This window comes from Pseudomonas sp. PLMAX, assembly GCF_046042685.1.
Lineage (GTDB): Bacteria > Pseudomonadota > Gammaproteobacteria > Pseudomonadales > Pseudomonadaceae > Aquipseudomonas > Aquipseudomonas putida_AE.
Window position 1 is genome coordinate 579,793 of record NZ_CP064950.1, and the last position, 23,415, is coordinate 603,207.

22 protein-coding genes are annotated in these 23,415 nt (G+C 54.3%); 9 read left to right on the forward strand and 13 right to left on the reverse strand.

The annotated features are described in order from the left end of the window. The first annotated feature begins 85 nt into the window (after positions 1 to 85). Positions 86 to 1,276 (forward strand): hypothetical protein, encoded by a 1,191-nt coding sequence (locus DKB71_RS35520; protein WP_408601277.1) that lies wholly within the window; start codon positions 86 to 88, stop codon positions 1,274 to 1,276. 54 nt (positions 1,277 to 1,330) lie between these two features. Here DKB71_RS35520 and DKB71_RS35525 read toward each other — a convergent pair whose 3' ends face one another. Next, positions 1,331 to 1,801: a hypothetical protein gene (locus DKB71_RS35525; protein WP_408601279.1), complete on the reverse strand. Its 471-nt coding sequence runs from the start codon at positions 1,799 to 1,801 to the stop codon at positions 1,331 to 1,333. Then, entirely contained in the window at positions 1,765 to 2,538 is a 774-nt protein-coding gene (locus DKB71_RS35530; RefSeq protein WP_408601280.1) for a hypothetical protein, read from the reverse strand. The genes DKB71_RS35525 and DKB71_RS35530 overlap by 37 nt, the downstream gene beginning before the upstream one ends. Before the next feature lie 101 nt (positions 2,539 to 2,639). Between DKB71_RS35530 and DKB71_RS35535 the strand changes: the two genes are divergently transcribed. Then, positions 2,640 to 3,368, forward strand: coding sequence for an EAL domain-containing protein (locus DKB71_RS35535; protein WP_408601281.1), 729 nt, complete (start codon positions 2,640 to 2,642; stop codon positions 3,366 to 3,368). A 36-nt stretch (positions 3,369 to 3,404) separates the two neighbouring features. On the opposite strand, the gene DKB71_RS35540 is transcribed toward DKB71_RS35535, so the two are convergent. The 5 genes from DKB71_RS35540 to DKB71_RS35560 all read right to left on the reverse strand — a co-directional run bounded on the left by DKB71_RS35540 (position 3,405) and on the right by DKB71_RS35560 (position 7,887). After that, a complete protein-coding gene (locus DKB71_RS35540; protein WP_408601282.1) occupies positions 3,405 to 3,827 on the reverse strand; it encodes a hypothetical protein in 423 nt (140 codons plus the stop codon). A gap of 7 nt (positions 3,828 to 3,834) precedes the next feature. After that, positions 3,835 to 6,114 (reverse strand): DNA topoisomerase 3, encoded by a 2,280-nt coding sequence (locus DKB71_RS35545; protein ID WP_408601283.1) that lies wholly within the window; start codon positions 6,112 to 6,114, stop codon positions 3,835 to 3,837. Positions 6,115 to 6,179: 65 nt separating this feature from the next. Then, positions 6,180 to 6,821 (reverse strand): lytic transglycosylase domain-containing protein, encoded by a 642-nt coding sequence (locus DKB71_RS35550; protein ID WP_408601284.1) that lies wholly within the window; start codon positions 6,819 to 6,821, stop codon positions 6,180 to 6,182. Positions 6,822 to 6,823: 2 nt separating this feature from the next. Continuing rightward, positions 6,824 to 7,504: a DUF1064 domain-containing protein gene (locus DKB71_RS35555; RefSeq protein ID WP_408601285.1), complete on the reverse strand. Its 681-nt coding sequence runs from the start codon at positions 7,502 to 7,504 to the stop codon at positions 6,824 to 6,826. Positions 7,505 to 7,551: 47 nt separating this feature from the next. After that, on the reverse strand, positions 7,552 to 7,887 hold the full coding sequence (locus DKB71_RS35560; RefSeq protein ID WP_408601286.1) for a hypothetical protein: 336 nt from the start codon (positions 7,885 to 7,887) through the stop codon (positions 7,552 to 7,554). Positions 7,888 to 7,977: 90 nt separating this feature from the next. On the opposite strand from DKB71_RS35560, the gene DKB71_RS35565 reads away from it, so the two are divergent. The 6 genes from DKB71_RS35565 (at position 7,978) to DKB71_RS35590 (ending at position 14,943) form a co-directional block, all read left to right on the forward strand. Then, positions 7,978 to 10,104, forward strand: coding sequence for an ATP-dependent helicase (locus DKB71_RS35565; RefSeq protein WP_408601287.1), 2,127 nt, complete (start codon positions 7,978 to 7,980; stop codon positions 10,102 to 10,104). Between the two features lie 85 nt (positions 10,105 to 10,189). Further along, complete coding sequence (ruvB, locus tag DKB71_RS35570) at positions 10,190 to 11,173, forward strand: Holliday junction branch migration DNA helicase RuvB (protein ID WP_408601288.1); 984 nt, start codon at positions 10,190 to 10,192, stop codon at positions 11,171 to 11,173. A 39-nt stretch (positions 11,174 to 11,212) separates the two neighbouring features. Then, positions 11,213 to 11,773, forward strand: a complete 561-nt coding sequence (locus DKB71_RS35575; RefSeq protein ID WP_408601289.1) for a hypothetical protein — start codon at positions 11,213 to 11,215, stop codon at positions 11,771 to 11,773. A 95-nt stretch (positions 11,774 to 11,868) separates the two neighbouring features. Next, positions 11,869 to 12,171 carry a hypothetical protein gene (locus DKB71_RS35580; RefSeq protein WP_408601290.1) on the forward strand — a complete coding sequence of 101 codons (303 nt, stop codon included), beginning with the start codon at positions 11,869 to 11,871 and terminating at the stop codon, positions 12,169 to 12,171. 11 nt (positions 12,172 to 12,182) lie between these two features. Beyond that, positions 12,183 to 14,048: an AAA family ATPase gene (locus tag DKB71_RS35585; protein ID WP_408601291.1), complete on the forward strand. Its 1,866-nt coding sequence runs from the start codon at positions 12,183 to 12,185 to the stop codon at positions 14,046 to 14,048. Beyond that, positions 14,041 to 14,943, forward strand: a complete 903-nt coding sequence (locus tag DKB71_RS35590; RefSeq protein ID WP_408601292.1) for a hypothetical protein — start codon at positions 14,041 to 14,043, stop codon at positions 14,941 to 14,943. Before DKB71_RS35585 ends, DKB71_RS35590 begins: the two co-directional genes overlap by 8 nt. Before the next feature lie 67 nt (positions 14,944 to 15,010). Here the strand turns inward: DKB71_RS35590 and DKB71_RS35595 are convergent, their stop codons facing one another. From DKB71_RS35595 to DKB71_RS35615, 5 genes are all read right to left on the reverse strand, one after another. Beyond that, the gene (locus tag DKB71_RS35595) at positions 15,011 to 15,442 is read right to left on the reverse strand and encodes a hypothetical protein (RefSeq protein ID WP_408601293.1); all 432 of its coding nucleotides are present in this window, start codon (positions 15,440 to 15,442) and stop codon (positions 15,011 to 15,013) included. Between the two features lie 87 nt (positions 15,443 to 15,529). Next, positions 15,530 to 18,358 carry a hypothetical protein gene (locus tag DKB71_RS35600; protein WP_408601294.1) on the reverse strand — a complete coding sequence of 943 codons (2,829 nt, stop codon included), beginning with the start codon at positions 18,356 to 18,358 and terminating at the stop codon, positions 15,530 to 15,532. Between the two features lie 71 nt (positions 18,359 to 18,429). Beyond that, a complete protein-coding gene (locus tag DKB71_RS35605) occupies positions 18,430 to 19,551 on the reverse strand; it encodes a hypothetical protein (protein WP_408601295.1) in 1,122 nt (373 codons plus the stop codon). Continuing rightward, positions 19,548 to 20,897, reverse strand: coding sequence for a hypothetical protein (locus DKB71_RS35610; protein ID WP_408601296.1), 1,350 nt, complete (start codon positions 20,895 to 20,897; stop codon positions 19,548 to 19,550). The genes DKB71_RS35605 and DKB71_RS35610 overlap by 4 nt, the downstream gene beginning before the upstream one ends. A 1-nt stretch (position 20,898) precedes the next feature. Beyond that, complete coding sequence (locus tag DKB71_RS35615; RefSeq protein ID WP_408601297.1) at positions 20,899 to 21,576, reverse strand: hypothetical protein; 678 nt, start codon at positions 21,574 to 21,576, stop codon at positions 20,899 to 20,901. Between the two features lie 68 nt (positions 21,577 to 21,644). Between DKB71_RS35615 and DKB71_RS35620 the strand changes: the two genes are divergently transcribed. Continuing rightward, positions 21,645 to 22,142 (forward strand): hypothetical protein, encoded by a 498-nt coding sequence (locus DKB71_RS35620; protein WP_408601298.1) that lies wholly within the window; start codon positions 21,645 to 21,647, stop codon positions 22,140 to 22,142. 51 nt (positions 22,143 to 22,193) lie between these two features. Here DKB71_RS35620 and DKB71_RS35625 read toward each other — a convergent pair whose 3' ends face one another. Then, positions 22,194 to 23,333: a hypothetical protein gene (locus tag DKB71_RS35625; protein WP_408601299.1), complete on the reverse strand. Its 1,140-nt coding sequence runs from the start codon at positions 23,331 to 23,333 to the stop codon at positions 22,194 to 22,196. Positions 23,334 to 23,415: the final 82 nt, after the last annotated feature.

A 23,415-nucleotide genomic window follows, 5' to 3' on the forward strand; every position in this document is an offset into this window, starting at 1 on the left:
GATATAAAATTGGCCATACACGAATATTGTCAGTCAAATGATTTGGCTTATCCGAGAAGATCTCGGAAAACCCATGGAGGCGGTTATGAGCAGGGTTGTACAAACCATGAAGAAAGCGGAAGCAGGAAAGAGCATTGCGTTGCCCGAGAACTTCGAGGCCGTATCGCAACGCCTGTCTACTCTCGGTGACGATGTAGATCAGATGATCTCTTCTTTGACCAGCCGAGTTTCCCCGAAAACCACTTTGGACGATGCACGTCGTGAGGTTCTGAAGGCCAACCTGGAGCTGGAAGGCCTGAAACAGCAGTACGACGATACATTGGGTCTGGACATGGTAGGCCCTAAAGCTCGCCCAGCACTGATTGCCGTCACGAAAGTACGTGACGAGCTGGGTCAACTGTTTCACACCTACGAGTCTCGTTACGAAGCCGTCCGTGATGCCATCAAGGAAGTAACTGGCAAAGTTGACCAAAAACACATCGACGAGCTGACCAATCTTCAATCCCTGCTGAAGCAAGAGGGCATGAAGATCCAGGAAATGCTCAACGAGACCCCTGAGCTCGGCATGACCCTGGAAGAGTGGAATGATCTGACCCCGGCTGAAAGGCGTGGTCTGCGCAATCCGGGCCGTCCAAAGCCACCAATCGAATCCCAGCTGATCAAAGCGACCAAGCGGGTTCATGACCTGGTTGCAACGGTCAACATGCTGTCCAAGGGTAAAATTCGCACCGTCGAGGCGGCTATCAAGGGTATTGAACTGACCCGTCGTGGCCGTCCTCAGATCAGCGAAGTCAGCAAGCTTGACCGTAAACTGGCCATGCTGGTGAAGCGCCTGGAAGACATCGCTCGCAATCCAAGCAAGATGCAAGACCTGAGGAAAGCTCGCTTGATCGACCAAATCGAATCGCTGCGTCAAGAAATCGAACAGCACGACCAAGGCCTTACTGGCGTTGAGTTGCATAGGCGCCAGCTGGAAAAACTTAGGGCCAAGCATCGCGATCTGGTTGTCGCGGAAATTGGCGTCACCGGCCAAGAACAAGCAGCCCTGTTGCTGAATACAGCCCGCAACGAGGCAGAGCAGCTGGTCGTGATCGACAAGATTCGTGAGCTCGATCCAGAAGCTCGTATCACCGTGACCCACAAGGTGAACCCGGCTCAGACGATGGATCGTTTCCACCGCCTGCGTAACAACGGCCTGCTGAAAGAAGCAGAGCTGGCGGAAGTCGACGAAATCGAGAAGGCGCTGAGCAACTACGGCTTCTCCCGGAATCGCTGATCGAAACGCAAAGAAAAGCCCAGGCATAACCTGGGCTTCTTTGTTTCTGGACTACTACGGTTTCTTTTTGAGCGAGCGGTAGTTGATCATCACGCTGGCTCCAGGCTTCTTGAGCCAGTAGAAGTGCAACCAGTAACCACGGGTCAGCAAATCGCCCAGGATCGTGTTCTCATCGCGGGTTCTGATCACGTGGGCAGCGAACCAACCAACGACCATGCCCAGCGTCATGGCGATGTAGCTCATCCACAGCGGGTAGATCTCAATCCTCCCGTTGGCGATCAGCCGCATGCCAATCTCCTGCATTTCCTTTGTCCAGCCGTGCGAATTCGCATAATCGATCCAGAGGAGGGGAATGGTCGACTTGGCGATGATCGGGATGAACGCAGCAGCGACAAGCGCAATTGCGACCAGCACCAACCCCAAGCCAAAGAGCAGGCGGATCGTTGCCCGACGCTTAAGGGCTGACTCATAGAGAAGTGCATCATCACTTACGAGTTTCGCAGAGTTTCCACCAGACCTTGCCATGTAGTGCTCCTTTGTTTTATGTCAATTAGACTGTTTAGTTCGACAAATGGCAAGAGTGCCGGCCTGTCGAAAACTGGCCCATGATTTATTCGCGCCGAACTAAATAAGATGAATCTATTGCCGCTTTTGCCGTAGACCCTGGGCGGATTCTCTACGGCTAGTGATGAAATATTCAAACGGATGTCTTCAACACGCCAGGATTCCCTTTCCCCCATCAATCCAATAGCACGTGCGATATCTAGCCGACTACCAAACATTGAGAGTAACTGCGCTCTGGTGCCCCTCGAGCTGGTCATTTTTTGCTTTATGTCTGCCCACGTACCCCTTGCTGGAAGAAGAAAGTGGGTAGCCACACACAGATGGTTGCCCACCTGTACCTCGATAGCCACTGGAAGCCCCTGGAGCAGGTCTCTGAGCGTTGATAGCTGCTCGTCTGACATACCGCTCATCCACTGGCCTACGAGGCTCTGAACGGCGTTTCCTTGCAGCTTGTCAATGACCGCAGCTTCATGGGGGCCTACCAGCGCCAGAACCCAAGGCTTTTCAAGCCATTGAATCGCATGACGAGACTCTGGCGTGAATCCCAGGAAGTTTCCTAGCAGAACCAGCTTATCCCTGGACGGTCGGAAATCCACCTCCGTCAGCAGGCTCTGGAGCCCCTGGAACTGCCCTGCGACCTCACCGACACAAAAAATTCGCCCTGTGCCGGTGGCTTCAAGCCTTTGAATAGCGACCATCCATCAATTTCCCGCAATTAATATAACAAACTTTGAAAAAACCGCGCCTAGTCACAGAACATCGAGAGCATTACCATCAAAGAAAAAAATGGCATTAAACGATGTTTAATGAACTCGAATACAAGTATCAGCCCATAGTTGACCTCAATAATTTGGACGTCATTCGCCAAGAAGCGTTGCTGCGGACGAAGGATGTTGGTGATATCGCTGGGCTGATCGGAACAATGGAAGAAAATGGCTCAATTGTTGAGCTTGATCTCCATACCATTACTTCCGCAGTGTCACTGCTGAACGAAATGCCCAGTACACCGGTGCCGATTGCGGTGAATATGTCCGCACAAAGCCTGGACAGCTCGGCTTTCCAGCACGAGGTGATGTCACACTTGGCCGAAAGCAACAGTGCCGGCCTTCTCAGCATAGAAATCACAGAGACATCACCCATTAAAAGCCACCTGGTGGCTGGACTGTTTGTGCGAAGGCTCAAGCAACACGGCTGCAGCGTGGGCATGGATGACTACGGGGACGGTTTCTCGACGCTGGCGCTGGCTGAGAGCATGCAGGTGAATTACCTCAAGCTGTCCTCCAAGCTGACAACCCAGGTGTTGACCTGTGAGACCGCCCAGAAGGCCGTCAGGGAGGCGATAAGGGTTGCTGACATGCTGGGCATCCCAATTGTGGCTGAACACGTGGATAACGCAGAGCAGCTCGTCTGGCTGCGCAATGCAGGTATAGCTCATGGTCAAGGTTGGCTCTTTGCCAAGGCAGGTGAGTTGATTACGTGCCCTGATGACTTTACGAGTGACCTTCGAAAACGGCTTGGATCGATTTAAAAAACGCCCCCTGACGGGGGCGTTGTACTTCTGGCGTTACGGTTTCAGCTTTTGAGCGCCCTTGACCTTCTGCCCATTCTCAAACTCGAAGAAGTCCGAGAGGATCCGGGTCATCTCAGCCCAGGCTTTCGGGCTTTTGGTAGCCATTTTGGCTCTGCCAGTCCCGATCCCAGCCGATGGGAAGACAATACGCTTCGTCTTGGCCAGCTTGTAGAGCTCTCTGAGGCGAGCTTTCACCGCCTCGATCTCATCAGGTTGATCAGTGAAGTACGCGTCGTCCTTGGTGGTCGGCTCCCGTTTGGTTGGGATGCCAAAGGCATTGGGCTCATCGCGGATCTCAGCCTGGCCAGCGCCCTTACGCTTCCCGGCACCCTTGAGATTGTCACCAAAGACAAAGATTTCGTCCGGATTAGCGCGGCACATCTCAACGGTAATGGTTGCTTCGGTACGAACCTTCATCTCGTTCTCACCTCCGCCCTTTGGTTGAGGTTGGCCTAGCCGCCCCCCTTGAAGTGCTGGCAGAGCCGGATGAACCGCCCTTACCACCCTTGCCTGACGAATCCTTCTTCTTCAGTTGGGAATCGATGAAAGCTTTGCAGCTCATCGCACGTAGGAAAACTTCTGGCTTTGGTTGCTTGTCAGCAGGGAGTTTTGCGGCGAGATCCTTCGCAAACTTCAACTGCTTCTCGGACGGTGCCGCATCCTTCATGAGCGCTTCAAGCTTCGGCTTGTGCAAGTCAATGAAGGCACGAATCAGGTGGCTGTCCTGCTTCTCTTCATCAGTTGCTTTGACGCCGGCAGCCTCTTCGACCTTGGCCAGGAAGTTAACCTGAGCCTCACTCATCTGGAACGGGCCGGTCTGCACAGGGCGTGCAGTGCCACCCTTGCTGACGAAATCGGTCAATACACCGTCATTGGCGGCTGCGACGTGCTGACGGACAAACTCTTCTTGTTTGCGAACAAACTCTTCAAGCCCATTACCCGTGGCCTCGATCTCTTTCAGCATCCGCTCAAACAGGGCCGTCAGGATCGGGCTGCGCACTTCATTCGGTACTGCATCAACCAGGCGGCGTCCCAGTGGCGTACTGATGATCGCCTTGCCCTTGACCTCCAGGAACTCTTTACGCTTGAGCTCCGTCATGATCGCGGCTCGGGTTGCCGAAGTACCAATGCCGTCACCGTCCTTGAGCATCTTCTTCAGCTCTGGATCGTCGACGAAGCTATGGATGTTCTCCATCGCCTTGCCCAGGGTACCTTCAGTGAAACGATCCGGAGCCTTGGTTTTGACCGCCTTAACGCCGGCGCCAGTGCATTGCACGGCATCGCCTTTCTTGACGCTAGGCAGCATCTGGGTCGGTTCTTTGCCTTTTTCGTCGTCTTCGTCTTTCGGGTAAACGTCTTTCCAACCGTTCACCGTGACGGTCTTGCCCGTAACGCTGAAGCGTTCACCGGCTGCTTGCACGACGATTTTGGTGCTCATGTACTCGTGCGCCGGGTAGAACTGGGCAAGGTACGAGCAAACGATCAGGTCGTAGAGGTTGCGCTGAGCAGGGGAGAACACGGAAAGGTCACCGATGTGCATCGTTGGGACGATACCGTGGTGAGCCGTTACCTTGGAGTCATCCCAGGTCTTGGACTTGATGCTTGGATCCGCGCCGGCCAGCAGTTGCGCTGGTGCTCCAACGTTCTGTCTCAGCGCCGCCAAGATGCGCGGGGCGTCGGCGAACTGCGATTCAGGCAGGTACGGGCAGTCAGTACGCGGGTAGCTGGTGAACTTGGCGTCGTAGAGCGCCTGGCAGATTTTCAGTGTCTCGTCGGCGGAGTAACCGTATTTCTTCGACGCGGCGAGCGTGATGTCGGCCAGGGAGTAGCATTTTGGGTGATTGTCTTTCTTGGCCGTGTGGCTATGTTCGACAACCGTACCGTCTTTGCCTTTGACCAACGCAACGAGCGCATCAGCCTCCGACCTGTTGATCAGGCGCCCGTCATAGTCCAGGCCCGGCTGATCGGCCTTGAAATCGAGTTCGGCGATGAACTGACCGTTGATGTGGGCAAACTGGCCCTTGATCTTGAAGTGGTCGACCGGCTTGAAGGCTTCGATCAGACGGTCACGCTCTACCACCAGGGTGAGGGTTGGGGTCTGTACCCGACCAACAGCGAGTAGGGCATCACCACCGCCGCGCTTGGCTCTAAGAGTGAAAGCACGCGTCAGGTTCATACCGATCAGCCAGTCAGCACGGCCACGACCCAGCGCCGCAAGGCCCCAGCTCACGAAGTCCTTGTTGTCTTTCAGAGCAGCAAGAGCCCGCTTAACGCTGACGGAGTCCTGGGCGTTCGTCCAGTAACGGGCGACTGGCTGGGTAGCGCGGAAATGCTGAATAACCACGTCGACCAGTAGTTGGCCTTCCCGGTCAGGGTCGCCGGCATGGACGATAGTGTCCGCTTTTTTCAACAGCCCACCGATGGCATCCAGTTGCTTTTTGAGGTCAGCTTTGGCCTTGGTTTTCCAAACGGCAGGGATAATTGGCAGATCCCGCTCACGCCAGACCTTGTTTTTTCCGGATCTGTTCATCGGAACGTCATCGGACAAATAGGCGTCAGGTGGCGCCTGTTCGAACATGTGACCCACGCACCAGGTGACGTAATCGGATCCGCACTGGAAGAAACCGTCACCACGACTGACGGAACCCAGCTCAGCGGCGATTACTTTTGCTACAGATGGTTTTTCAGCGATAAACAAACGCATTTATTTGCACTCCTGTGGCCTGGCAGGGCGCCTGGTGGAGGAGGGCACGGAATTCAAACGTTTCATTAGTCAATAAACCTCAATGTTTTGCGCCGGTTGTCAATGGCGACAACCCTCGGCTTTTGCGGCTCTTTTCGCGCAATAGAACGACCCACAGGTGCAGTAACCACCCCTGGATTGTTATCTATGATCTCTTCCAGCTTCGAAAGAGAAGGCACAACCATGCTCGGGTCTCTACCCCAATTTGTGGTTCTACCAATTGCTTGGGCTTCGCGACCATTGCGGCTGGCGACCAGAAGCCTGGTATAGGCCTCGGCTACCTTGCGCAAGTAAACGGCACGAACGCTGGGTGTCTTGGAGTGGTAGTTGCCAAGCGCCAACCAATATCGACCACCTGTGTCTTTCATGTGCTTGGAAATCAGCCAGGCAGCGGCAGCGATGTTTTTGCACGGATCAAAGACCAGCTGCCGAGCTGAAAATCTGAGCTCAGTGGCTATGTCCTTCAGGTGAATCGTATTGATCTGCGCGGGGCCCAGGTCAAAGGATCGATCCGTATTTCTGCGGATCGTCCCTATTTGCCCACCCTCGACAGCGAGTATGGTCTTGAGCATCCACGGCGAAACCCCCTCGTACTGCCTGGCGGCAGCCGTGACGCAGTAATCCACCTGCATCATCGTAAGGGGCTGTTCTACCGGGAAGTCGCCCATGTTCAGCCTCTCGACGCTTTGCGGGATCTTGGAGCTCTACTGGTGCTTTTGCCAGTCTCGAAGATATCGATACCCAGAATTTCTTTCATCAGCCTGCGCTTTTGAATGTATTCCGGGGTTTTGAAGCCCTTCGAGTCTTCGACCACCTCGATACCGTCGTTCAGATACACAAAATCAGCCACGTAATTGCTGATATGGATACCGCCAGCATCGAGGGAGTACTTAACCTGTCGCCTGAGATCGGAAATGACGCCGGCCCTCAGCAGCAGCTTCAGGGAACACCAACGCTTATGCTCCTCCATCGAATCGAACGTCCCTTCGGTGGTGTACACCTTACGGGCGCCCATCTTGTTCGGAGGCCCGATTCTGATGACATCACCAGAAGCCTGCATATCGCGAAGCGCGGCAGCAGGCGTTCGTGAGGAGGGAGTCGCCTTTTCGACGGGCTCGCCCGGCGCCTGCGCTTTGGCCTTTTCAGGCTTGAGCTTTGCCGTAGCCAATTTGTCTACAACATTGCCCGCTTTGCTTTTGGCCCTAGGCTTCTTTGCAGGGGCGGCAGCGCTAGCCCCGACATTCTTCTTGGCCGCATGCTCAGCACTCTTAACCAAATCAACCATGGTCGGTTTGGACGCAGCGCCAACAGGCTTGCCAAGTGCATAAGCACGAAAATCAGAGACGGACATCGACTGGACGTCGGGAAGCTTCAGGCCTCGAAAGGCGGAGGCTCTCATCAGTCGTCAGCAAGCATTACGGTGTTCAGAATGGCGCGACCAGTTGCACGACGGCGGGCGTTTTCAGCCTTCTCCCAGTCCTCCATGCAATCTTTGTCACACCAGCGGCGTGGCGCTTCAAGCGGGGCATCGCAGTTATGGCAGCAGCCTTTAGGCTTGGGCGAATCGACTTGGGCGTTGCGAGCTGCGGCCAGGCTCACTTGGAGGAATAGTTCTTCGGACTCGGCGGCCTGATCTGCTTCGTTAGCCATGGTAAACCTTGCTGTAAGAGGATTTTCATTAATTGAACAGGCGCCCATCAGTGGGAGAATGCCTGGTGTCAGGTATTCTTCCATTGAAGTTTTACAGTGTCAATATATGGCTATTGTTAAGGTTCCGCGTTTGGTGCGATCATAGCCCAAAGGAAAGAAACCCGGAGCAATGCCGTGAGTGAAACGATTACCCTCAGTCAGATTAAGAGTCTGCCAACACTGGATGACCAAGTCGGCTTACTGATGGATGGGTTGAATCCTGGCCAGCTCAAAGCAGCAATGACCTTGCAGGGCGCAGTAGCTGCTATTGCCGGCGCCGGCTCTGGCAAAACTCACGCATTTACTCGCCGCATCTGTCACATGCTCCTGACTGGCATCCCGGCGACCCAGATCTTCGCGGTAACGTTCACAAACAAGGGCGCCGCTGAGATTGTCGAGCGTCTGGAAGGCATGATCGGGCCAGATTCCCAGTTCATCGCTGCTGGTACATTCCACTCCCTGATCTACCGCCACATCCTCAAGGCCTACGCAACTCACCCATACCTGGCCAGCATCAACCTGGATATGAACGAGTGCGCCATCCTCGACGAAGACGAGGCCGATACACTGCGTGATGAGGCGATCAAGTCCCTGGATGAAAAACACCAGGAGATGATCAAGGCCGAAGGCTGGGCCAAAAGCATCAAGGCTGAGATGGAGCAGGCCCGTTCTAGAGGCCTCACTGCTGAAGCTTATGCCAAGGAAAAAATCGGGTTTGGCGACGAGAATGACATCCTCTACAGGATCACGGTCGACGTTTGGACGCGCTATTCCGCCCTTTGCCGCGTAGCCAATGGCATCGACTTCAACGACATTCTGGTGACCGCCCTGTCGTTGATGAAGAAAGACCCAACGGTCGGACAGGAATTGGCCGTCAAATTCCGTTACCTGATGCTCGACGAGTATCAGGACACTAACCCTGTTCAGATGCAGATCATCGACGATATCGCCAAGCACCACGGCAACATCTTCGTCGTAGGTGATGAAAAGCAGGCGATCTACTCGTTCCGTGGTTCCGATATCACCATCATCCTGGAATTTAAGAAACGCTACCCGAACGCGGTCATCGTCGAGATGGATTACAACTACCGCTCAACAGGGCCGATTCTTGAAGCCGCAAACTGCATTGCCAGGCACATGAGCCAGCGAGTCACCGATGGCCAGCTTCTGCCAGGACTGGACTTTACTGGGCAGAGTGTCGCCAAGGTGTCCCTCGTTGAGTTTGAAAGCGACAGGGAAGAGGCCCGCATGCTTGCGATGGCCATTCAGCGAGACCTGACAAGGGGCGGGATGAAGGGCAAGGACATTGCCGTTATCTACCGCTCAAGGCTGGGTAAGGCCCTCATCGAACAGGAGCTGGTGAAGAAGGGTATCGACTACCACGTAGTGGGCGACATCTCGTTCTACCAGCGAGCTGAGGTCAAAAACGCCATCAGCCTTCTGCGCTATACGTTCCGCCCGTGGGATAGCGTTGCCACGCTCCGGCTGCTGAAAAACACTTCATTCGGAGTATCGGACGTCAGCGCCAAGAAATCCATGGCGCAAAACAAGCAATCCGCCAACGCCTACCTCGTCGAGCTGTCAAACAAGACGGGCGCCAAGAGCAAGCCGACTGCCGTTGCGCAAAAGTTAAAACCGATGCTTACCGTGATGCAGGCTGTTCGCCGGCTGGTTGCATACGACGAAGATGCAGACTACATCCGCAGCAAAGTAGAGCGCCTGTGGGAAATCTACATGAGCGCCAACGTCAAGAAAGCCGCCGAGAAAGATAGCGGCCCGCTCGATGAAGCTACCGAAGCACGTATGACGAACGTCAAGTTCCTCTTCGACCGTTTCTTCGGTGAGCTTAAGGCCGGGCGTAAGCCAGAGGATATCCTCGACGAGCTGGCCATGATGAGCGACGGGAAAAACCAGACCGAGCGCGACAAGCAAAACATGGTCAACCTATTGACGATGCACGCCTCGAAGGGTCTGGAGTTCCCGTACGTATACCTGCCGTGCATGGATGATGACACCACGCCTGGCCAGAAGAACGATCCAGTTGAGGACTTTGACGCACTCGAAGAAGAGCGCCGGATTGCCTATGTTGGCTTCACCCGCGCACGGATGAAACTCTCGGTGAGCTACGCCAAGAAGAAAGCCAAACACGGCAAGATTCTCGATGTGAAGGCCTCACCATGGGTGCGCGAAGTTAGCCTGGGCACGAACAACCCAATCCTGAAGTACCGTGCCGCCGCCAGCCTTCCAAGCCCTTCAAGATAGGCGCGTTGCGAACAAACGACTTCTCTGCAATGCCTGATACACCTCAATCGCCGTCCTTGGATGGCGATTTTCTTATGACCAACCAATGGATTCTCGGATGACCCACGACGCTGTAGATGATGAAGTAATTTCAGACAAAGCTTTGCGTCCACTCACCCTCGCTTCTTTCGCTGGCCAACCCGAAATAGTGGAGCAGCTCGAGATTTTCCTGCTCGCTGCGCAGCAGCGGGGCGAAAACCTTGAGCATGTATTGTTTTTCGGGCCTCCAGGGCTAGGAAAAACCACCTTGGCCAACATCATTGCCAACGAAATGCAGGGCCCGTTCACCGGAACGTCAGGCCCGATGCTCCAGAACGCCACAGAGCTTGCCCCCATTCTCGTGGGCCTGGAGCCAGGCGCAGTGCTGTTCATCGATGAGATCCATCGCATGCCGATCCAAGTGGAGGAAATCCTCTACTCGGCCATGGAAGACGGCTTCCTGGACATTCTGATCGGTGAGCCAGAGAAGAAAACCCTCCGAATCCAGCTCAATCCCTTCACGCTGGTGGGTGCTACCACCAAAGCCGGTAATCTCTCAGCCCCGCTGATGGATCGCTTCGGAATGACTTTCCGTCTCCAGTACTACAGGCTTGATGATCTGACCAAAGTGATTTTGAATGCAGCCCAGAAGCTCGACATCGACCTGAACCAGGCTACCGGGGAGATGATTGCCACCCGCAGCAGGGGCACCCCACGGATCGCGCTCAAGCTGTTGCGCCGGGTTCGCGACGTTTTGCAAACGAAAGGTTTGTCAGGGCAGGATGAAGAGGCAATCGCCAAGGCCTTTAAACTGCTTGGAGTAAACGACAAGGGGCTTTCGTCTCAAGATCTGTCCTACCTTCGTACCCTGGTGGAATCGTTCTCTGGCGGGCCTGTAGGCCTCAACACGATGTCTGCGGCCCTCAGCGAGGACACAGGCACGATTGAGGACACCATCGAGCCCTACTTGATCCAGGAAGGCTACATCCAGCGGACGGCGAGAGGGCGAGTCACTACGCCATTGGCGCAGCTGCTCTTCGATAAGCTTTGAAGCAACGTCCCTACAGCCACATACCAGAGGCCGCTAAGCATGCAATACGCGCAGTTCAATATCGACGGTCATAAGATCCTGCTCGACGTCAGCGAGAAGCACTCCCTGGACAACCACATGGACAGCCTTGTGGAGCTGGAGAAGCCAGCGGAGGAATCCACTCCCTTCATGGTTTGCTACGGCAGCTACCGACCACAGCCTGGCATCAGCGATGAGCAAGCTGTAGAGGATCTGTTGACTGCAAAAGACCACTGGCTTGGCCATGTTAACGGCGCCGACTGCCATATGATCGCTTTCCATGATTTCGAGGCGTGCCCGGTAGAGCGTCTGGGCCATTCGACGAGAATCCCTTTCGCTGCCGTGATTCAGGCAAGCCCGGAGATCATCGAAGCCATTGGATCTGACAAGTCGGTACGGGCCGTGAGCGCCTTCTTGCGCTATGGCGATGTCTCAGTCCCAATCAATGTGCTGAACAGGCCGGGCATCATTGCCCTGAAGGGGATTGAAAAACGCCATGGCCAGCAGAGCATCACTCTGGCCAACTGGCGTGAGCACATCGACCCTGTTCGCGCAGTGAGAACATCTCAGAAAATTGCCTGAAAGGGCAGTAATTTCAGGCATAAACAATTACCATGTATTGACGTTTTGCCAATTCATGTTAAATTACTATCACCAACCAAACAGGTATTCCCTCCATGGAACAGAAGAACGAACAGGCCCAACGTCTCAACGCCATCAATGAGCGCGAGAAGAAAACCAATGATTCCGTGATCCGGATGAGGACTAACCTGGAAAACGTCCAGGAAGAGATCCGCAAACTCAGCGCACAAGCCATTGATCTTTACGGCTCCGATGAGGTCGGCGTTCTTCGCGAGCGTTACGTCACCGATAACCAGGAAAACGAAGCCGCTATTGCAGCTCGCGACGAGTCGGTGACCCTGCGTGCGCAGTTGGTCAGCACTATTGAAGACAACACAGCTAAATTGCGCTTGAACTGAGGGATATTTTGATGAAAGACCTTCGGCAAACGGTTCGGCAGCTTGTTGCAAAGGAAGTTTCTTTGCGCCAAAAAGCTCAGAGTGCTCAAGACGAACAGGCACGCATCAGTGGCGATATTGCCGAAGTTGACCGTCTGCTGAGTCGAAAAGATGAAATGCTGGCGACCCTTCACGATGCACAAGTTGAAGCTCAAGCCAAGAGCAAAGGGATGTTCGAAGAGCTGCTTAGCTCTTTGGTGAACGAAGTCATGCCGCATGTGGCGGACAAAGTCGTGTTCACCAGCACCATCTATCAAAATAAGCCGAGCCTGGACATCGACATTGAGGTTGATGGTGAGCTGGAGAACGTAGCAGAAGACCAAGGCGGCTCCATCGCCAATATCATCGCTATGGGCTTGCGCTTCATCGTACTGGCCCGCCACCCGAACCGTCGCGTATTGCTGCTGGACGAAGCCGACTGCCACCTGCGAGAAGAGTACATCCCTGCGTTTGCGGCAGTGATGGGCCAACTAGCTACCAAAATGGGTATTCAGGTTCTCTACATCAGTCACCACAACCCAAGCCACTTCATGGGCTATGCGCGTGTACTGGAGCTGTACCGAGAAGGGCGGGTTACCCACGCCCGTATTCTCGCAGAAGAATCCCCGCAGCCAGAGGGCTACGAGCCTCCTGAGACTGCCCTGCGCTACGTCAGGCTGAAACACTTTGGCCGGTTGCAGAACGCCCTGATCGAGCTGTCCCCAGGCTTGAACGTCATCACCGGCGACAACAACCTCGGCAAGAGCAAGCTGCTCCAGGCGATCACCGAGTTGTCGGTCAACAACGCCAAAGAGCGCCGCATCACCCACAAGAAACCAAGTTTCGAAGTGGAAATCGGCATCGAAGAGGGTATGAGTATCCACTGGAGCTATAAGCGCTCGGGTAAAGAAAAAACTCTCATTGAGCTTCGCAATGAACAAGGTGTGGCTGTGCATTCCTCGACAGACGGGAAGGGTGGGGCACCTGATTGGTTGAACACCTACCTGGCGATGTCTCCTGTGAACGGCCAGAACATTCACTACCACAGCCAGAAGCTCCCGAACTATCTGCTCGGTGATGAGTTCACCTCCATTGAACGGGCAAAGATGCTGCCGCTAGGTCGCGAATCACGTGACGTCATGCAGATGAACAAGCTGTTCAACGCAGATGTAGCAGCAGCTACGCAGGATCGCACTCGTCTTCTGCGTGACCTCAACAAGCAGGATAACTTGGTCGCGGCCATGTCTTTGATCCTGGAAAATCAAATTGACCTGATTGCTTTGCAGGAAGAATGTGATCGCCTGCTGTCTTTCAGGCAAGACATGGTTGAGATGAAGGAGCTGATTGACCGGCTCGAGCACCTGAAATTGCTGGAAGAGATGTACCTTACTGGCCTGGATACACTGGAGCGGGAAGTAGTAATCCCGGTCGAATTGAAGCCAACCAGCGAGCTAGCCGCCATTATCGAGCGTTTGGAATGCCTCAGAGCAACAGCTGCCGCTCTCGAGCCAGTTTGCAATATTCCGCCCGCAGTACCGGAACCTACCCTGCATGACCTATCCAAGATTACGGATATTGGTAAGCGGCTGAAGGTACTGCGAGCGCTGGAAAAAGAGCTTTCTCGGGTCGATGAGCTTCCAGAGGCTATCCCAGCAGAGCTGAAAGACCATAGCGATCTCCTAAAAGCCATCGAAAGTCTCGAAACGCTGAAGGCGCGTATTGCGCGTGGTGAAAACCTTATCAAAGGCGCAGAGGACGAACTACTGGCGATTGCTGCAGAGAAGAAAGCAGTCATCGACGAACTGGGCGGCATCTGCCCTACCTGTGACCAATCCATGGGAGACCACAGCCATGACTGATGAAATTCTGAGCAACGTCGAAACCAAAGTCATGGCCGGTTTCAATGGGGCAATGGTGATCGGTGACCCTTGGTTGGGCTCTCCGCGCCGCGTTGGCCGCGTGGATAACGCCTGGGATGCGTCCTTCTCCAAGCTGGAGCAGGCTCTGAGCTTGGCCAAAGAGCGCAACCTGATGCCAATCATCGTGGGCGATATGCTTCACGAGTCCCGCGACATTGGTCAGCTGTTGCCGATCATTAGCCTACTGAACGGAAGCCGTGCACTGCTGATGCCACGCAACTCCCGCTGGCAGGAGCAGTCTGCATCGCATATTGCAGCGATCCTCAAGGCCGCTGGCGTCGTGCAGGTCGTAGGCGCCAGTGCGGACAAGTTCCAGCTGAACATCTCGCGCAATGGCAAGATGAAGAGCATTGTCCTCGAGTCCTATACCTCGTGGGGTGGCCACGTCCGTCTCGATCCGGGCTCTACCGCCTACCTGAAGGCTGCCGGCATGGATGTCGCAATCATGCAGAGCAGTGCGCTGCCGCAGCTTGAAGGTGATGAAGATGGTACCAGGATCGTCGCCGGGCGCTTGATTCGACTGACACCGGTCGAAGAGAAGATGAAGGTCAACGTTTACGCGATCACCCTGGACGGGGTGGAAGAAATTCCGTTGAACGTGCTTCCGGTGGTCTTTTCCTCCGCCTCGGTTGTTGCTGACAACACCAACACCGCTTTGAAACATGACAGCCAGTTCGTAGAAATGCTGCGCAAGACTGCTGTTGAGAGCGCAGAGGAGGGCGGTAAAGAGAGCGTCATCGCCCTTTGCGACAAAATCTGCGATCAGCGTAAGAGCGACGACTGGATCCGCGCCAAGATGCTGCAATTGGCAAAAGATGCTGTCGAGATCAACTGATCAAACAAAAAATCCCGCTTCGGCGGGATTTTGCTGTTCTGGCAATACATGTGAAAAATTCGTGAAATCAGCTGGCTAAATCCATCGGTTCATACCGACGCGCTGGGCGCTTGAGGACGTGGCCCTCAATAGCCTTCCAGCCGGCTGAACTGATGTTGAGGATGAGCTCGTCTGAGTTTGCCATCGAGAAGAAGCCCTTTTCAGCCAATTTCTGGGCGACATCGACCAAACGCTGGTCTACCTGGATGATCAGGGTCTCGCTGGCCACCCGCTTAAGCTGACGCACTTGCCCGGCAATGCTGCGCAGCAGATCCAACTCGGTATCAGGTGGAATCACAGTAAGTGCCTTGTAGCACTCCAAGCCCTTAAGCACTGCGTCGGCTTCAGACCTGGCGATGACCCTGAAAACCCAATGGTTGTCAGGAAAATCATGCGTCACAGGCTCTGCAAACCACTGATTGGCTTCCGGATCGAAACTGGCGTAGTAGGTTTCTCTCATGAGAATTTTCCCTTTAATCCAGCCCCTCAAGAAGAGGAGCGGATTCTAAAGTGTTGCTCCTGGGTGTCAATGGCCGACCGAGCCCATTCAAAGACTCGGTGCGTTATCCCTGTCTTTGCTCTTACTGAAGGCCCGCATGATCAGTCTTACGATCATTTCCAGCGCTTTCGCGAGGGTTTGCATGGTTGCTTGAGCTTCCCTGGCCATCTCACCGATCTTTCCAGGCTTCTTGGCGGACTTATCGGCCAGATCCTTCGTTGCCTCAAGCTCCCTGGAAGCCTTTCTGAGCGATTCCACGACTTCTTCCGTAACCTGACCCTCACCAGCCTTAGAAAGCCCCTTGGTGGCCTTGTCCAGGCCTTGGATCGTGTCAGTCAGCTTCGTCCAGCCCTTCTCTTGCTCCGCAGTAGTGAGCGGTTGGCCATTTTCTCCGGTACCAGCCTCCAGCAGCCCCCTGACTTTCGCCAGTTGGTCGGCATTCGAGTTGATCCACTCTGCTCGCTGAGCGGGATCCATGTTAATGGCCGAGGATGACGGTTTGAATACATTCATCAACCCACTACCAGCACTACGCAGCCCGCCGAAAAGTGCGTTTAAGCCCAGGTCAACGGTGTACGACGGAGGAAGACGGTTCATGCCACCCATACCGCCCATACCCATACCCCCCATGCCGCCACCCGCACCCGGAACGCGCTGACCGGCCATTGCCTTTTGCTTTTCGACCTCGAGTAGACGCTTCAGCGCTTCCTCGCCAGAGATAGAGCCTTTGGATTTACCAGAGTCATTCTTCGGTGTGTCTTTTTGAGCATTAGGCTTCGATGGTGACCGTTCGGCGTCCGCCTTCGGCTCGGTCTTATCCGTCTGCTCTTTTCCGGTCTTGGCTCCTGGTGTCTGGCCAGGCTTAGGACTTTCAGGTTCAGACTTTTTGGCCGGCTCAGTCTTGCTTTGCCCTGGGGTGCTCTTAGGCGCAGGGGTGGCCGACAGATCCATATCTGGCTGATTGACGTTGAATTGGATAGCCACTTCATCCGCCTTCACAGCTTCGGACTGAGGTTTTTGATCATCGTAACCAACAGGGTCATTCGGGAACGGAAGCTCATCCCCGCCTTCATCGACCATCCTGGCGCGTCTTGGCTTCGGTACCGGCGCCTGGGAAGGCTCTACCGTGGCTTCACCAGTTGGCTCAGTGACAGCAGCCACGACGGGCTCAGCTGTTTCAGGAGCGGGGAGGTCGGCTTGTTCACCCGTAAGGGTGGCTGGCTCTCCCTCAAGAACTGGTGTTTCCTCAACGACAGGAACTGCCGGCGCGTCCTCAACGACAGGAACCACCGGTGTTTCCTCTGCATTTTCAGGAGCTGGAGGCGTAGCCTGCTCTGCGGAAGCAACGACCTCCCCAATAGGAGCAACCGGTTGGATTTCAGGTTCAATCATTTCCGCGACAGGTGCCTCTTGATGAGCGGTCTGGGCTGATGCCGCATTTTGTTGTTTTCTTTCCAGGCGTGCTCTTCGCACCACTTCGTCGAAATCTTCGTGATCTTCGACCCACGTAATCGGCGGGAGGTCAGTACGCCCTTCGAGGGCGGACTTGAGTGGAATTCGCTCCCGGACGGTGGGTTCCACAGGTTCGATCTCGTAGACTTTAACCAGGTCTGATCCCTCTAGGGCGAGCGCTGCGTCCTCGATGTCATTTTTTGCTTTCAACTCAAGAACCGCGTCGACGGTGGAGGTATCAACCACCGTGTCGTTGAAGATGATGTTGAATTTGTTCCGCGCCTCATCCGTGAACTCGATCCTGTAAGGCGTCTTTAGGATACCGAGCAACCCGTCCTCTTTTTCCTGCAAGACGGCAGACACGTAGTTGCGTGGGATGTCATGTCGACGATACACAGCCTTCGTACTACGGTTCACCTGACTCATAGTAAAGTCGCGCAGCGCCCAATCGGACACGGCAAATGCCCTGACCTTTACGGCAGACCAGTCGAACTTGATGTGATTCTCGTCACCTGACTTAATTTTGTGCTGCTTGTGATAGGCCTGCAGCCTGTCCTTGAAGAAGATTCTGCGGTGCATGGCCTTTTCGCCCTTCACATTCCAGTGAAGGTCATAGGGCGTGCCTAAGCTTGGCAGCTTAAAGCTAGGATCCATTGGAGCGTATTTGTCCTTCATTTCCTGAATGACATTTTTCTCCGCTGCAAGGATCTCCTCCAGCCGCGCCAGGGGTTCTGCAAGCTCAGGATGGCTATCGAGGTATGCCTGACGATGCGGTTCATCATCAACCTCACGACCAGCAGTGATCTCGGCATACACAATTTGCCCGTAAGGGCCCCAGATCAGCTTGTTGAGCTTATTGATCTCGGCATCGTACTGGTTCATTGCACCAGTAGAATCCATCAATTCCGCAACATGCAGACGGACTTCGTCAGCACCTTCACTCTGCCAAACGGCGGGAATAACGGATGCTGGAATGTCCTGCACTTTTGGAGTGACCGGGAAGTGCTTACTGTTCTCGAAATCGTAGAGCCCATCGATACCGCAATAGGCCAGAAACTCTTTCACCAGCAGGAAGTCAATCGAGTTACCTCGCTTGTAGGCAGCGTGAGCTAGGTAAGGCTCAATCTGGTCGATGATTTCCTTGCTGACGCCGGCGTCCTCAAGAATTCCGAACGTCCCACTCCAGCTGATCTGCGGGCGATCAGTCTTACGGCTGATCTGGCCTTCGTCGTAAATGGACTTGAACTGGGGATGCATCCGATCATCGCAGCGAGCGATGTGCTCTCGGATGAAATTTTGCGTGTAAGACGCACCACGCTCAACGTCAGCCGGGCTCGGGCGAAGGATGTCTTTATAGTAATAATTGACACCGATACCGAGAGAAGAGGGGATTGCCCAACTCCCAGGAGTGGCTTGTTCAGACATGGTCATCTCCAGAATGCTATTTAATCATTCTCTTCTAGGAGATGACCCAAGAGCAAATAATGGTTAAATGTTTAACCTTCTTTTGCGGCTTTTTTATCGAGCCTGGAAAGATAGATATTTAGGATCATCCGTTCTTTGATGAGCTGCGACTTGTAGCTCTCGATTGCCTGGTTGACCTTGAGGCCCTTCATGAGCAGCGCTTCCTTTGAAACCTCACCGGGTGTGGTGTTGTTGTTCAGCGCAATTCGGTGGATCCAGGACTCGCCCTCAGTCGAGATTTCTTCTTTGTCATCAAACATCAGCGTTACGGGCATGCCCAACGCCATGAGCTTCGAAGGCTTCGTGGGGTCTAGGCTTGTGCGCAGCGCAATCTGTCTGGCGATAACGGAGTTCGGGACTTCGATTGCGAGCTTCTGCCGCATGTCCTGAACCACCTCACGTTCGTTCGACGGATCCTGGTCGGATTTTCGAACGAATGGCGGATAGGTAAGCCTGGCCATGTTGAGGGCCATGTCTAGCTGCTCCGCGTCATAGGACGGTGCGATATCAGAAGTTACCAGTAGCAGGCTCGGATCATTTGCCTGAGGCCCTTTACCAGCATCGATCCAGGCCGTGCGCTTGTCGATGGCTGCTAATTCTTCAGCAATGAACTTCTTGAGGGCCTTCTCGCTTGCAGTTTCTGCTGACTGTTTATCGCCAGGTGCATCAGCCATGATCGACCCAGGTACCAACGAAGAAACGGCATCCTTGGCTTTCTGGTAAGTTTCAAGCGAGCCGGTGCTAACGATGCCAAGCTGCTCAGCGATGGCATCCAAAATGCCGCCTTCTTCACAAAGGGCATCAGAAGCAGCGCCTTGCACGCTGAACGTCTCACAGGCGTTCTGAAGGGGCTTTGAGTCTTCTTCCTTCTGGAGGTTGAAAACGTCAGCAGCCTGTTGCTGAACACGAGAAATCCAGTTCGCCGCGCCGTTGTTGAAAGCGTCAACGCGGCCTTGGGTATCGTAGCTTCGGGCCTGGTCGAGCGCCTGGTACGCCGCAGTGGACTTCAGGAACTCCAGACCACGATTAATATCATCGGTGACCCGCTGTTGAAACTGGGCGAGATCGGTGTTTGGTACGATGAAGGCATTCGCGGACGAAATTGAGCCGGCCAGAATGGCTGCTCCAAGCAAACCCTTTGCAAATTTATTCATGTGAACTCCTCCGGAACTCCCTCGTTCCTGGCCGCAATCAGCGAGTCAGAAATCCCCCACAGCCAGGCCAAATGCCGCCTTGCACGCTCACCCACTTTGTCGAAGTCGATCTCGACATCAGAAAGCGGAGGCTCAAGATCATCCAGACGCTCCATGAACTTCTCAAAGAAACGAGAGGAATCCAGGACTGGATTTTCTTCAGCAAAACGCGCAACAGCTTCAGGACTCAGGCTATGCATCTCAGTCAGGAACGTATTCGCAGCATCGTTCCAACTGCGGGCAAGGAGCATGTCAATTTCTGCGATATAAGCAGAATACCACCTGCAGGTATCGGTGAACGATAGGGGCGGGGTGGTGAATTTGCCGAATAGACCTTTCACGATAGCGCGGGCGCGGATGTACAGAGCCTCACGATCAGCCCCTACGTAACCGACATCCATATCTTCGACAGCATCCTCGAAGCGAGACAGCTTCATGTCTGGGTCGGTGTAGAGGTACTCGATTGGCGGCAGCTCCTTGATTGCCATCTCACGATAAGCATGCTCGGCAATTTCTAGGCAATGTGGCAGGGAGGTCTGAAACAGATTCTCCTTGTCCGTGATCTGGGAGCGCGTACTCCAGTTGAAAGCAAGCTCGTTAGCCATTCCTATGGCGATCTTCTGCAGCTTAAGCGTCACTTCTGAGGGCGTGAATGAGCACCACATGGACTCCAGGCTCAGCTGGCTCTTCAATGCTGCCACAAACAGGCCAAGACGAACGTTAAGCACGTTGTCAGCACTGTTGTAGTCGGCGCTGGCATTCTCGAAGTCGCTGCTCGAGAGCATCCACTGCTGGGAAATCTCTACCAGGCCTTGGACGTCTTCGATTTTATTTGTCCGGTAAAGACCGGCTAGGTTTTTAGCCAGGGAGCGCCGCTGGTACCGCAACATGATGTCGCCGGCGTCTGCGTCGTTAACCTTGAGGCATAGGTCGACCAGGGCAAGGTGCTCTTTACAAGCCGTGCCTACCTTGGAGCGAAGCTCTGCATCGCTGAGTTCAGGGTTTCTGAGCAGCTCACCCAGATAGAGGGGGGAGGCTTCGACAAGGGCCTGCAGGAAGCCCTGGAGCGCCCTGTAGTACTGAATCCGATCATACCCCTCACCCTGTTTCTTGCTGCTGGTAGAAGGGGGTTCAGACTTAGCCGCTGGTGCGGAAGGCCGACCACTACCGTAGGAAGGCTTGCGATCTGCCCCTTTGGGTGGAGTAGGCGGTTCCTCGTCACCCAGTCCGTCCAGGAAGCTCAGCGAGACATCATCGTCATCATCGATGATGTGACTATTCCTATCAGACCTGCTCCCGGACGCCATATTAGACCCCATGACTCATTTCGGAGTCGCGGTCGCGACGGGCTTCCAGCTGCTTGAAGAGCTCGTCTGCTTTGACCCGTGCAGCGTTGAGGGCTCGAAGCGGAGCGTGATCTCTCAGGAGACCGTGGATTTCGTTGACCGATAGGTATTCAGCCGAGAGCAGGGGAATGCACTGCCCCTCGGTGTACTCGACCGTCTGCTTGAACGTCTTGTGGATCGTCATGTTCAAGTCTTTGGCTTTGAGCAGCTTGTTTTCGCGATCAATGTCAAAGCACTGGATGATCGCATGATCGATCAGCAAGCCTTGGAGCCCATAAGTCAGGGTTGCGCGGTCAGCCACGGGGTGATCCATGGTCTGTAGGGTGTTCGGATCCTGGCGCTGTGCCTCGGTAAGTCTGTCGAACTGAGAGATCTCGAACCCAGAAGCCGTGTCAGCTTTGACGGTGTAGACGACATTTGGGAACAAACGCACGCCAAACCCCAAGATGCAGAGCTCCTCAGCACGCAATGCCAAACGCGGCAGAAAAACGTACTGATGGGTTGCCGCTCCAAGAGGGTATTTAGTGCCCCCGACGACAACCTGGTAACCGTCTAAATTCAAACGTTGTAATGCTCTCATAAAGCCATCTTCGATAGCATATACATCTTTGAGAGTGACGGAGTCATCCGGGCTCGACATGGGTCTTCCCTTGAATTGTTTTATAATTAATCCTACTATCTGGCTAAACAATTGACAAGAAAAAGTCCATGGCCAATCAAAGCGCTGCAATTGAAGGTAAAACCCCCGAAGAAACCCTTCTACTTAATATTGGTCATGAGATCATGAATTTCAGGGGTAACTTCCCCAAAACCTCGTTGAAGCACACTTTTGTACTGAGCCCCTACGGCTCCGGCATGTTCGGTCTGATGCCCAGGAATGGTCAGCTGTACTTCGGGATCCCGCAGCGCTTCTACGAGAAATTCAAGTCATCGAAATGGATGTACGCCGCGAGGGTAAAGGGCCAGGCTGGTCTGTTCCTGGTGATGTCCATAGGCGCGGGCAACGCCCAGCACGATATAGGCCTCAGGATTTTCGTACGCTCGCTCAGGCTGGCCGCGCTTGATGAGACCATTAAAACGCTACGAGCAGTTCCAATGGATAAAACCGGAATCACTCGTGAAAGCGATGTCTTACAGGGGTTTAACCTAAAGTTAAGACAACTTGATAACTTTGAGTGGGAAGAAAAGCGTAATACAGATTACTGAAAACAAAAAAGGCCGGTTTCCCGGCCTTTTTAGTGCTTTGCGTTTGGCGAGTTAAGCCAATTTGTTAATTTTCGCTGCGAACTTGTTAAGAGCACTGATAGCCACTTGGAAAGCGTCGGTGCATTCAGTGATTCCAGCAGCAATTTCAGTAATCAGCTGCTGACTTTCTTCGATCTGTTTGTTCTTCGATTCAAGTTCCGCAGCTAGGTCACCCAAACGCTCTTGGAACAGCTTCTCGACAACAGCAGCAACAGTCATCGAAAGTTCGCTCAGCGGGTTGATCTCGCCTGCTTTTGGTGCGGCAGCTGGAGCTTGAGCGACTGGTGCTGGTGCTGGTGCTGGTGCTGGCGCCGGGGCTGCGGCAGCTGCGGCAGGCTTGGCTGCTGGAGCTTTTGGTGCAGGAGCTTTTGGTGCGGGAGCCGGCTTCTTGGCCGTTTGAGCCTTCTTAGCTGCTGCAGGGGCGGTAGCCGGCGCTTCCAGGGGCAAGCTCGCCTGTTCGGTGGCTTTTGCTGCTGGCGCTGCTACAGGGGCTGGTGGAGCCTCTGGTGCGACTGGGTTCAGCAGCTCTGGGTACTTGGCATAAGCCTCATCAGTCAGCTCCCAGGTGTAATCACTGATGATGTAGGAGTCAGTGACCAAGCCTTCAGCCTTCATTTCTTTCAGCAGGCCTTCGACATCACCGAGTTTTTGGACGATTTCGGACTTCATCATCGGCTTGATGGCCAGAAGACGAAGAATCTCCATGCGCTTGTCTTCGCCAGTCAGCGGCGTGGCTACAGTTGCAGGTTTGTCAGAAGGGCGGAGCTGATGGACGTTCGAGGTAGCAGAAGTACCTGCGGAGGCTTTTGCGGCGGTTGGCGCTTTTGCTGCGGTTGGCGCTTTGGCGGCAGTGCCTGTTTTGGCCTTGGCAGCACCAGCTTTTGCGGCTGCTGGTTTAACTGGAGGCTTGGCCGGCGTTGTTGCGGCTGGGGCAATAGCGCCTACCGACTCAAGGTTTACAACGAATTTCGGGGCCGACTGCTCGTCGTCGCGTAGCTCAAGGATTTGGCCGTTGCTAACCATAAGTTTAAGGAACGGAGCAGCACGGTTACGAAGCGTTTTGGCTGCCTTGGCGATCTGATCAGCAGTCATCGGCTTTTTGCTTTTCCGAATGACGGCAAGCAGGTCAGTAGTCTCGTGATTCTTGCGCATGATTTGCAATCTCCAAGGCTCGCTAGGTGGAATCGGTGATCACCGCCGCCGATGCCTTCAGTTTTTTCGGTTATTTCACCTA

Bases quoted from the DNA above. Each gene is read 5' to 3' on its own strand.
- DKB71_RS35520 (WP_408601277.1), top strand. From the start codon at position 86: ATGAGCAGGGTTGTACAAACCATGAAGAAAGCGGAAGCAGGAAAGAGC.
- DKB71_RS35525 (WP_408601279.1), bottom strand. From the start codon at position 1,801: ATGGCAAGGTCTGGTGGAAACTCTGCGAAACTCGTAAGTGATGATGCA.
- DKB71_RS35530 (WP_408601280.1), bottom strand. From the start codon at position 2,538: ATGGTCGCTATTCAAAGGCTTGAAGCCACCGGCACAGGGCGAATTTTT.
- DKB71_RS35535 (WP_408601281.1), top strand. From the start codon at position 2,640: ATGTTTAATGAACTCGAATACAAGTATCAGCCCATAGTTGACCTCAAT.
- DKB71_RS35540 (WP_408601282.1), bottom strand. From the start codon at position 3,827: ATGAAGGTTCGTACCGAAGCAACCATTACCGTTGAGATGTGCCGCGCT.
- DKB71_RS35545 (WP_408601283.1), bottom strand. From the start codon at position 6,114: ATGCGTTTGTTTATCGCTGAAAAACCATCTGTAGCAAAAGTAATCGCC.
- DKB71_RS35550 (WP_408601284.1), bottom strand. From the start codon at position 6,821: ATGGGCGACTTCCCGGTAGAACAGCCCCTTACGATGATGCAGGTGGAT.
- DKB71_RS35555 (WP_408601285.1), bottom strand. From the start codon at position 7,504: ATGTCCGTCTCTGATTTTCGTGCTTATGCACTTGGCAAGCCTGTTGGC.
- DKB71_RS35560 (WP_408601286.1), bottom strand. From the start codon at position 7,887: ATGGAAGAATACCTGACACCAGGCATTCTCCCACTGATGGGCGCCTGT.
- ruvB (WP_408601288.1), top strand. From the start codon at position 10,190: ATGGATTCTCGGATGACCCACGACGCTGTAGATGATGAAGTAATTTCA.
- DKB71_RS35575 (WP_408601289.1), top strand. From the start codon at position 11,213: ATGCAATACGCGCAGTTCAATATCGACGGTCATAAGATCCTGCTCGAC.
- DKB71_RS35580 (WP_408601290.1), top strand. From the start codon at position 11,869: ATGGAACAGAAGAACGAACAGGCCCAACGTCTCAACGCCATCAATGAG.
- DKB71_RS35585 (WP_408601291.1), top strand. From the start codon at position 12,183: ATGAAAGACCTTCGGCAAACGGTTCGGCAGCTTGTTGCAAAGGAAGTT.
- DKB71_RS35590 (WP_408601292.1), top strand. From the start codon at position 14,041: ATGACTGATGAAATTCTGAGCAACGTCGAAACCAAAGTCATGGCCGGT.
- DKB71_RS35595 (WP_408601293.1), bottom strand. From the start codon at position 15,442: ATGAGAGAAACCTACTACGCCAGTTTCGATCCGGAAGCCAATCAGTGG.
- DKB71_RS35600 (WP_408601294.1), bottom strand. From the start codon at position 18,358: ATGTCTGAACAAGCCACTCCTGGGAGTTGGGCAATCCCCTCTTCTCTC.
- DKB71_RS35605 (WP_408601295.1), bottom strand. From the start codon at position 19,551: ATGAATAAATTTGCAAAGGGTTTGCTTGGAGCAGCCATTCTGGCCGGC.
- DKB71_RS35610 (WP_408601296.1), bottom strand. From the start codon at position 20,897: ATGGCGTCCGGGAGCAGGTCTGATAGGAATAGTCACATCATCGATGAT.
- DKB71_RS35615 (WP_408601297.1), bottom strand. From the start codon at position 21,576: ATGTCGAGCCCGGATGACTCCGTCACTCTCAAAGATGTATATGCTATC.
- DKB71_RS35620 (WP_408601298.1), top strand. From the start codon at position 21,645: ATGGCCAATCAAAGCGCTGCAATTGAAGGTAAAACCCCCGAAGAAACC.
- DKB71_RS35625 (WP_408601299.1), bottom strand. From the start codon at position 23,333: ATGCGCAAGAATCACGAGACTACTGACCTGCTTGCCGTCATTCGGAAA.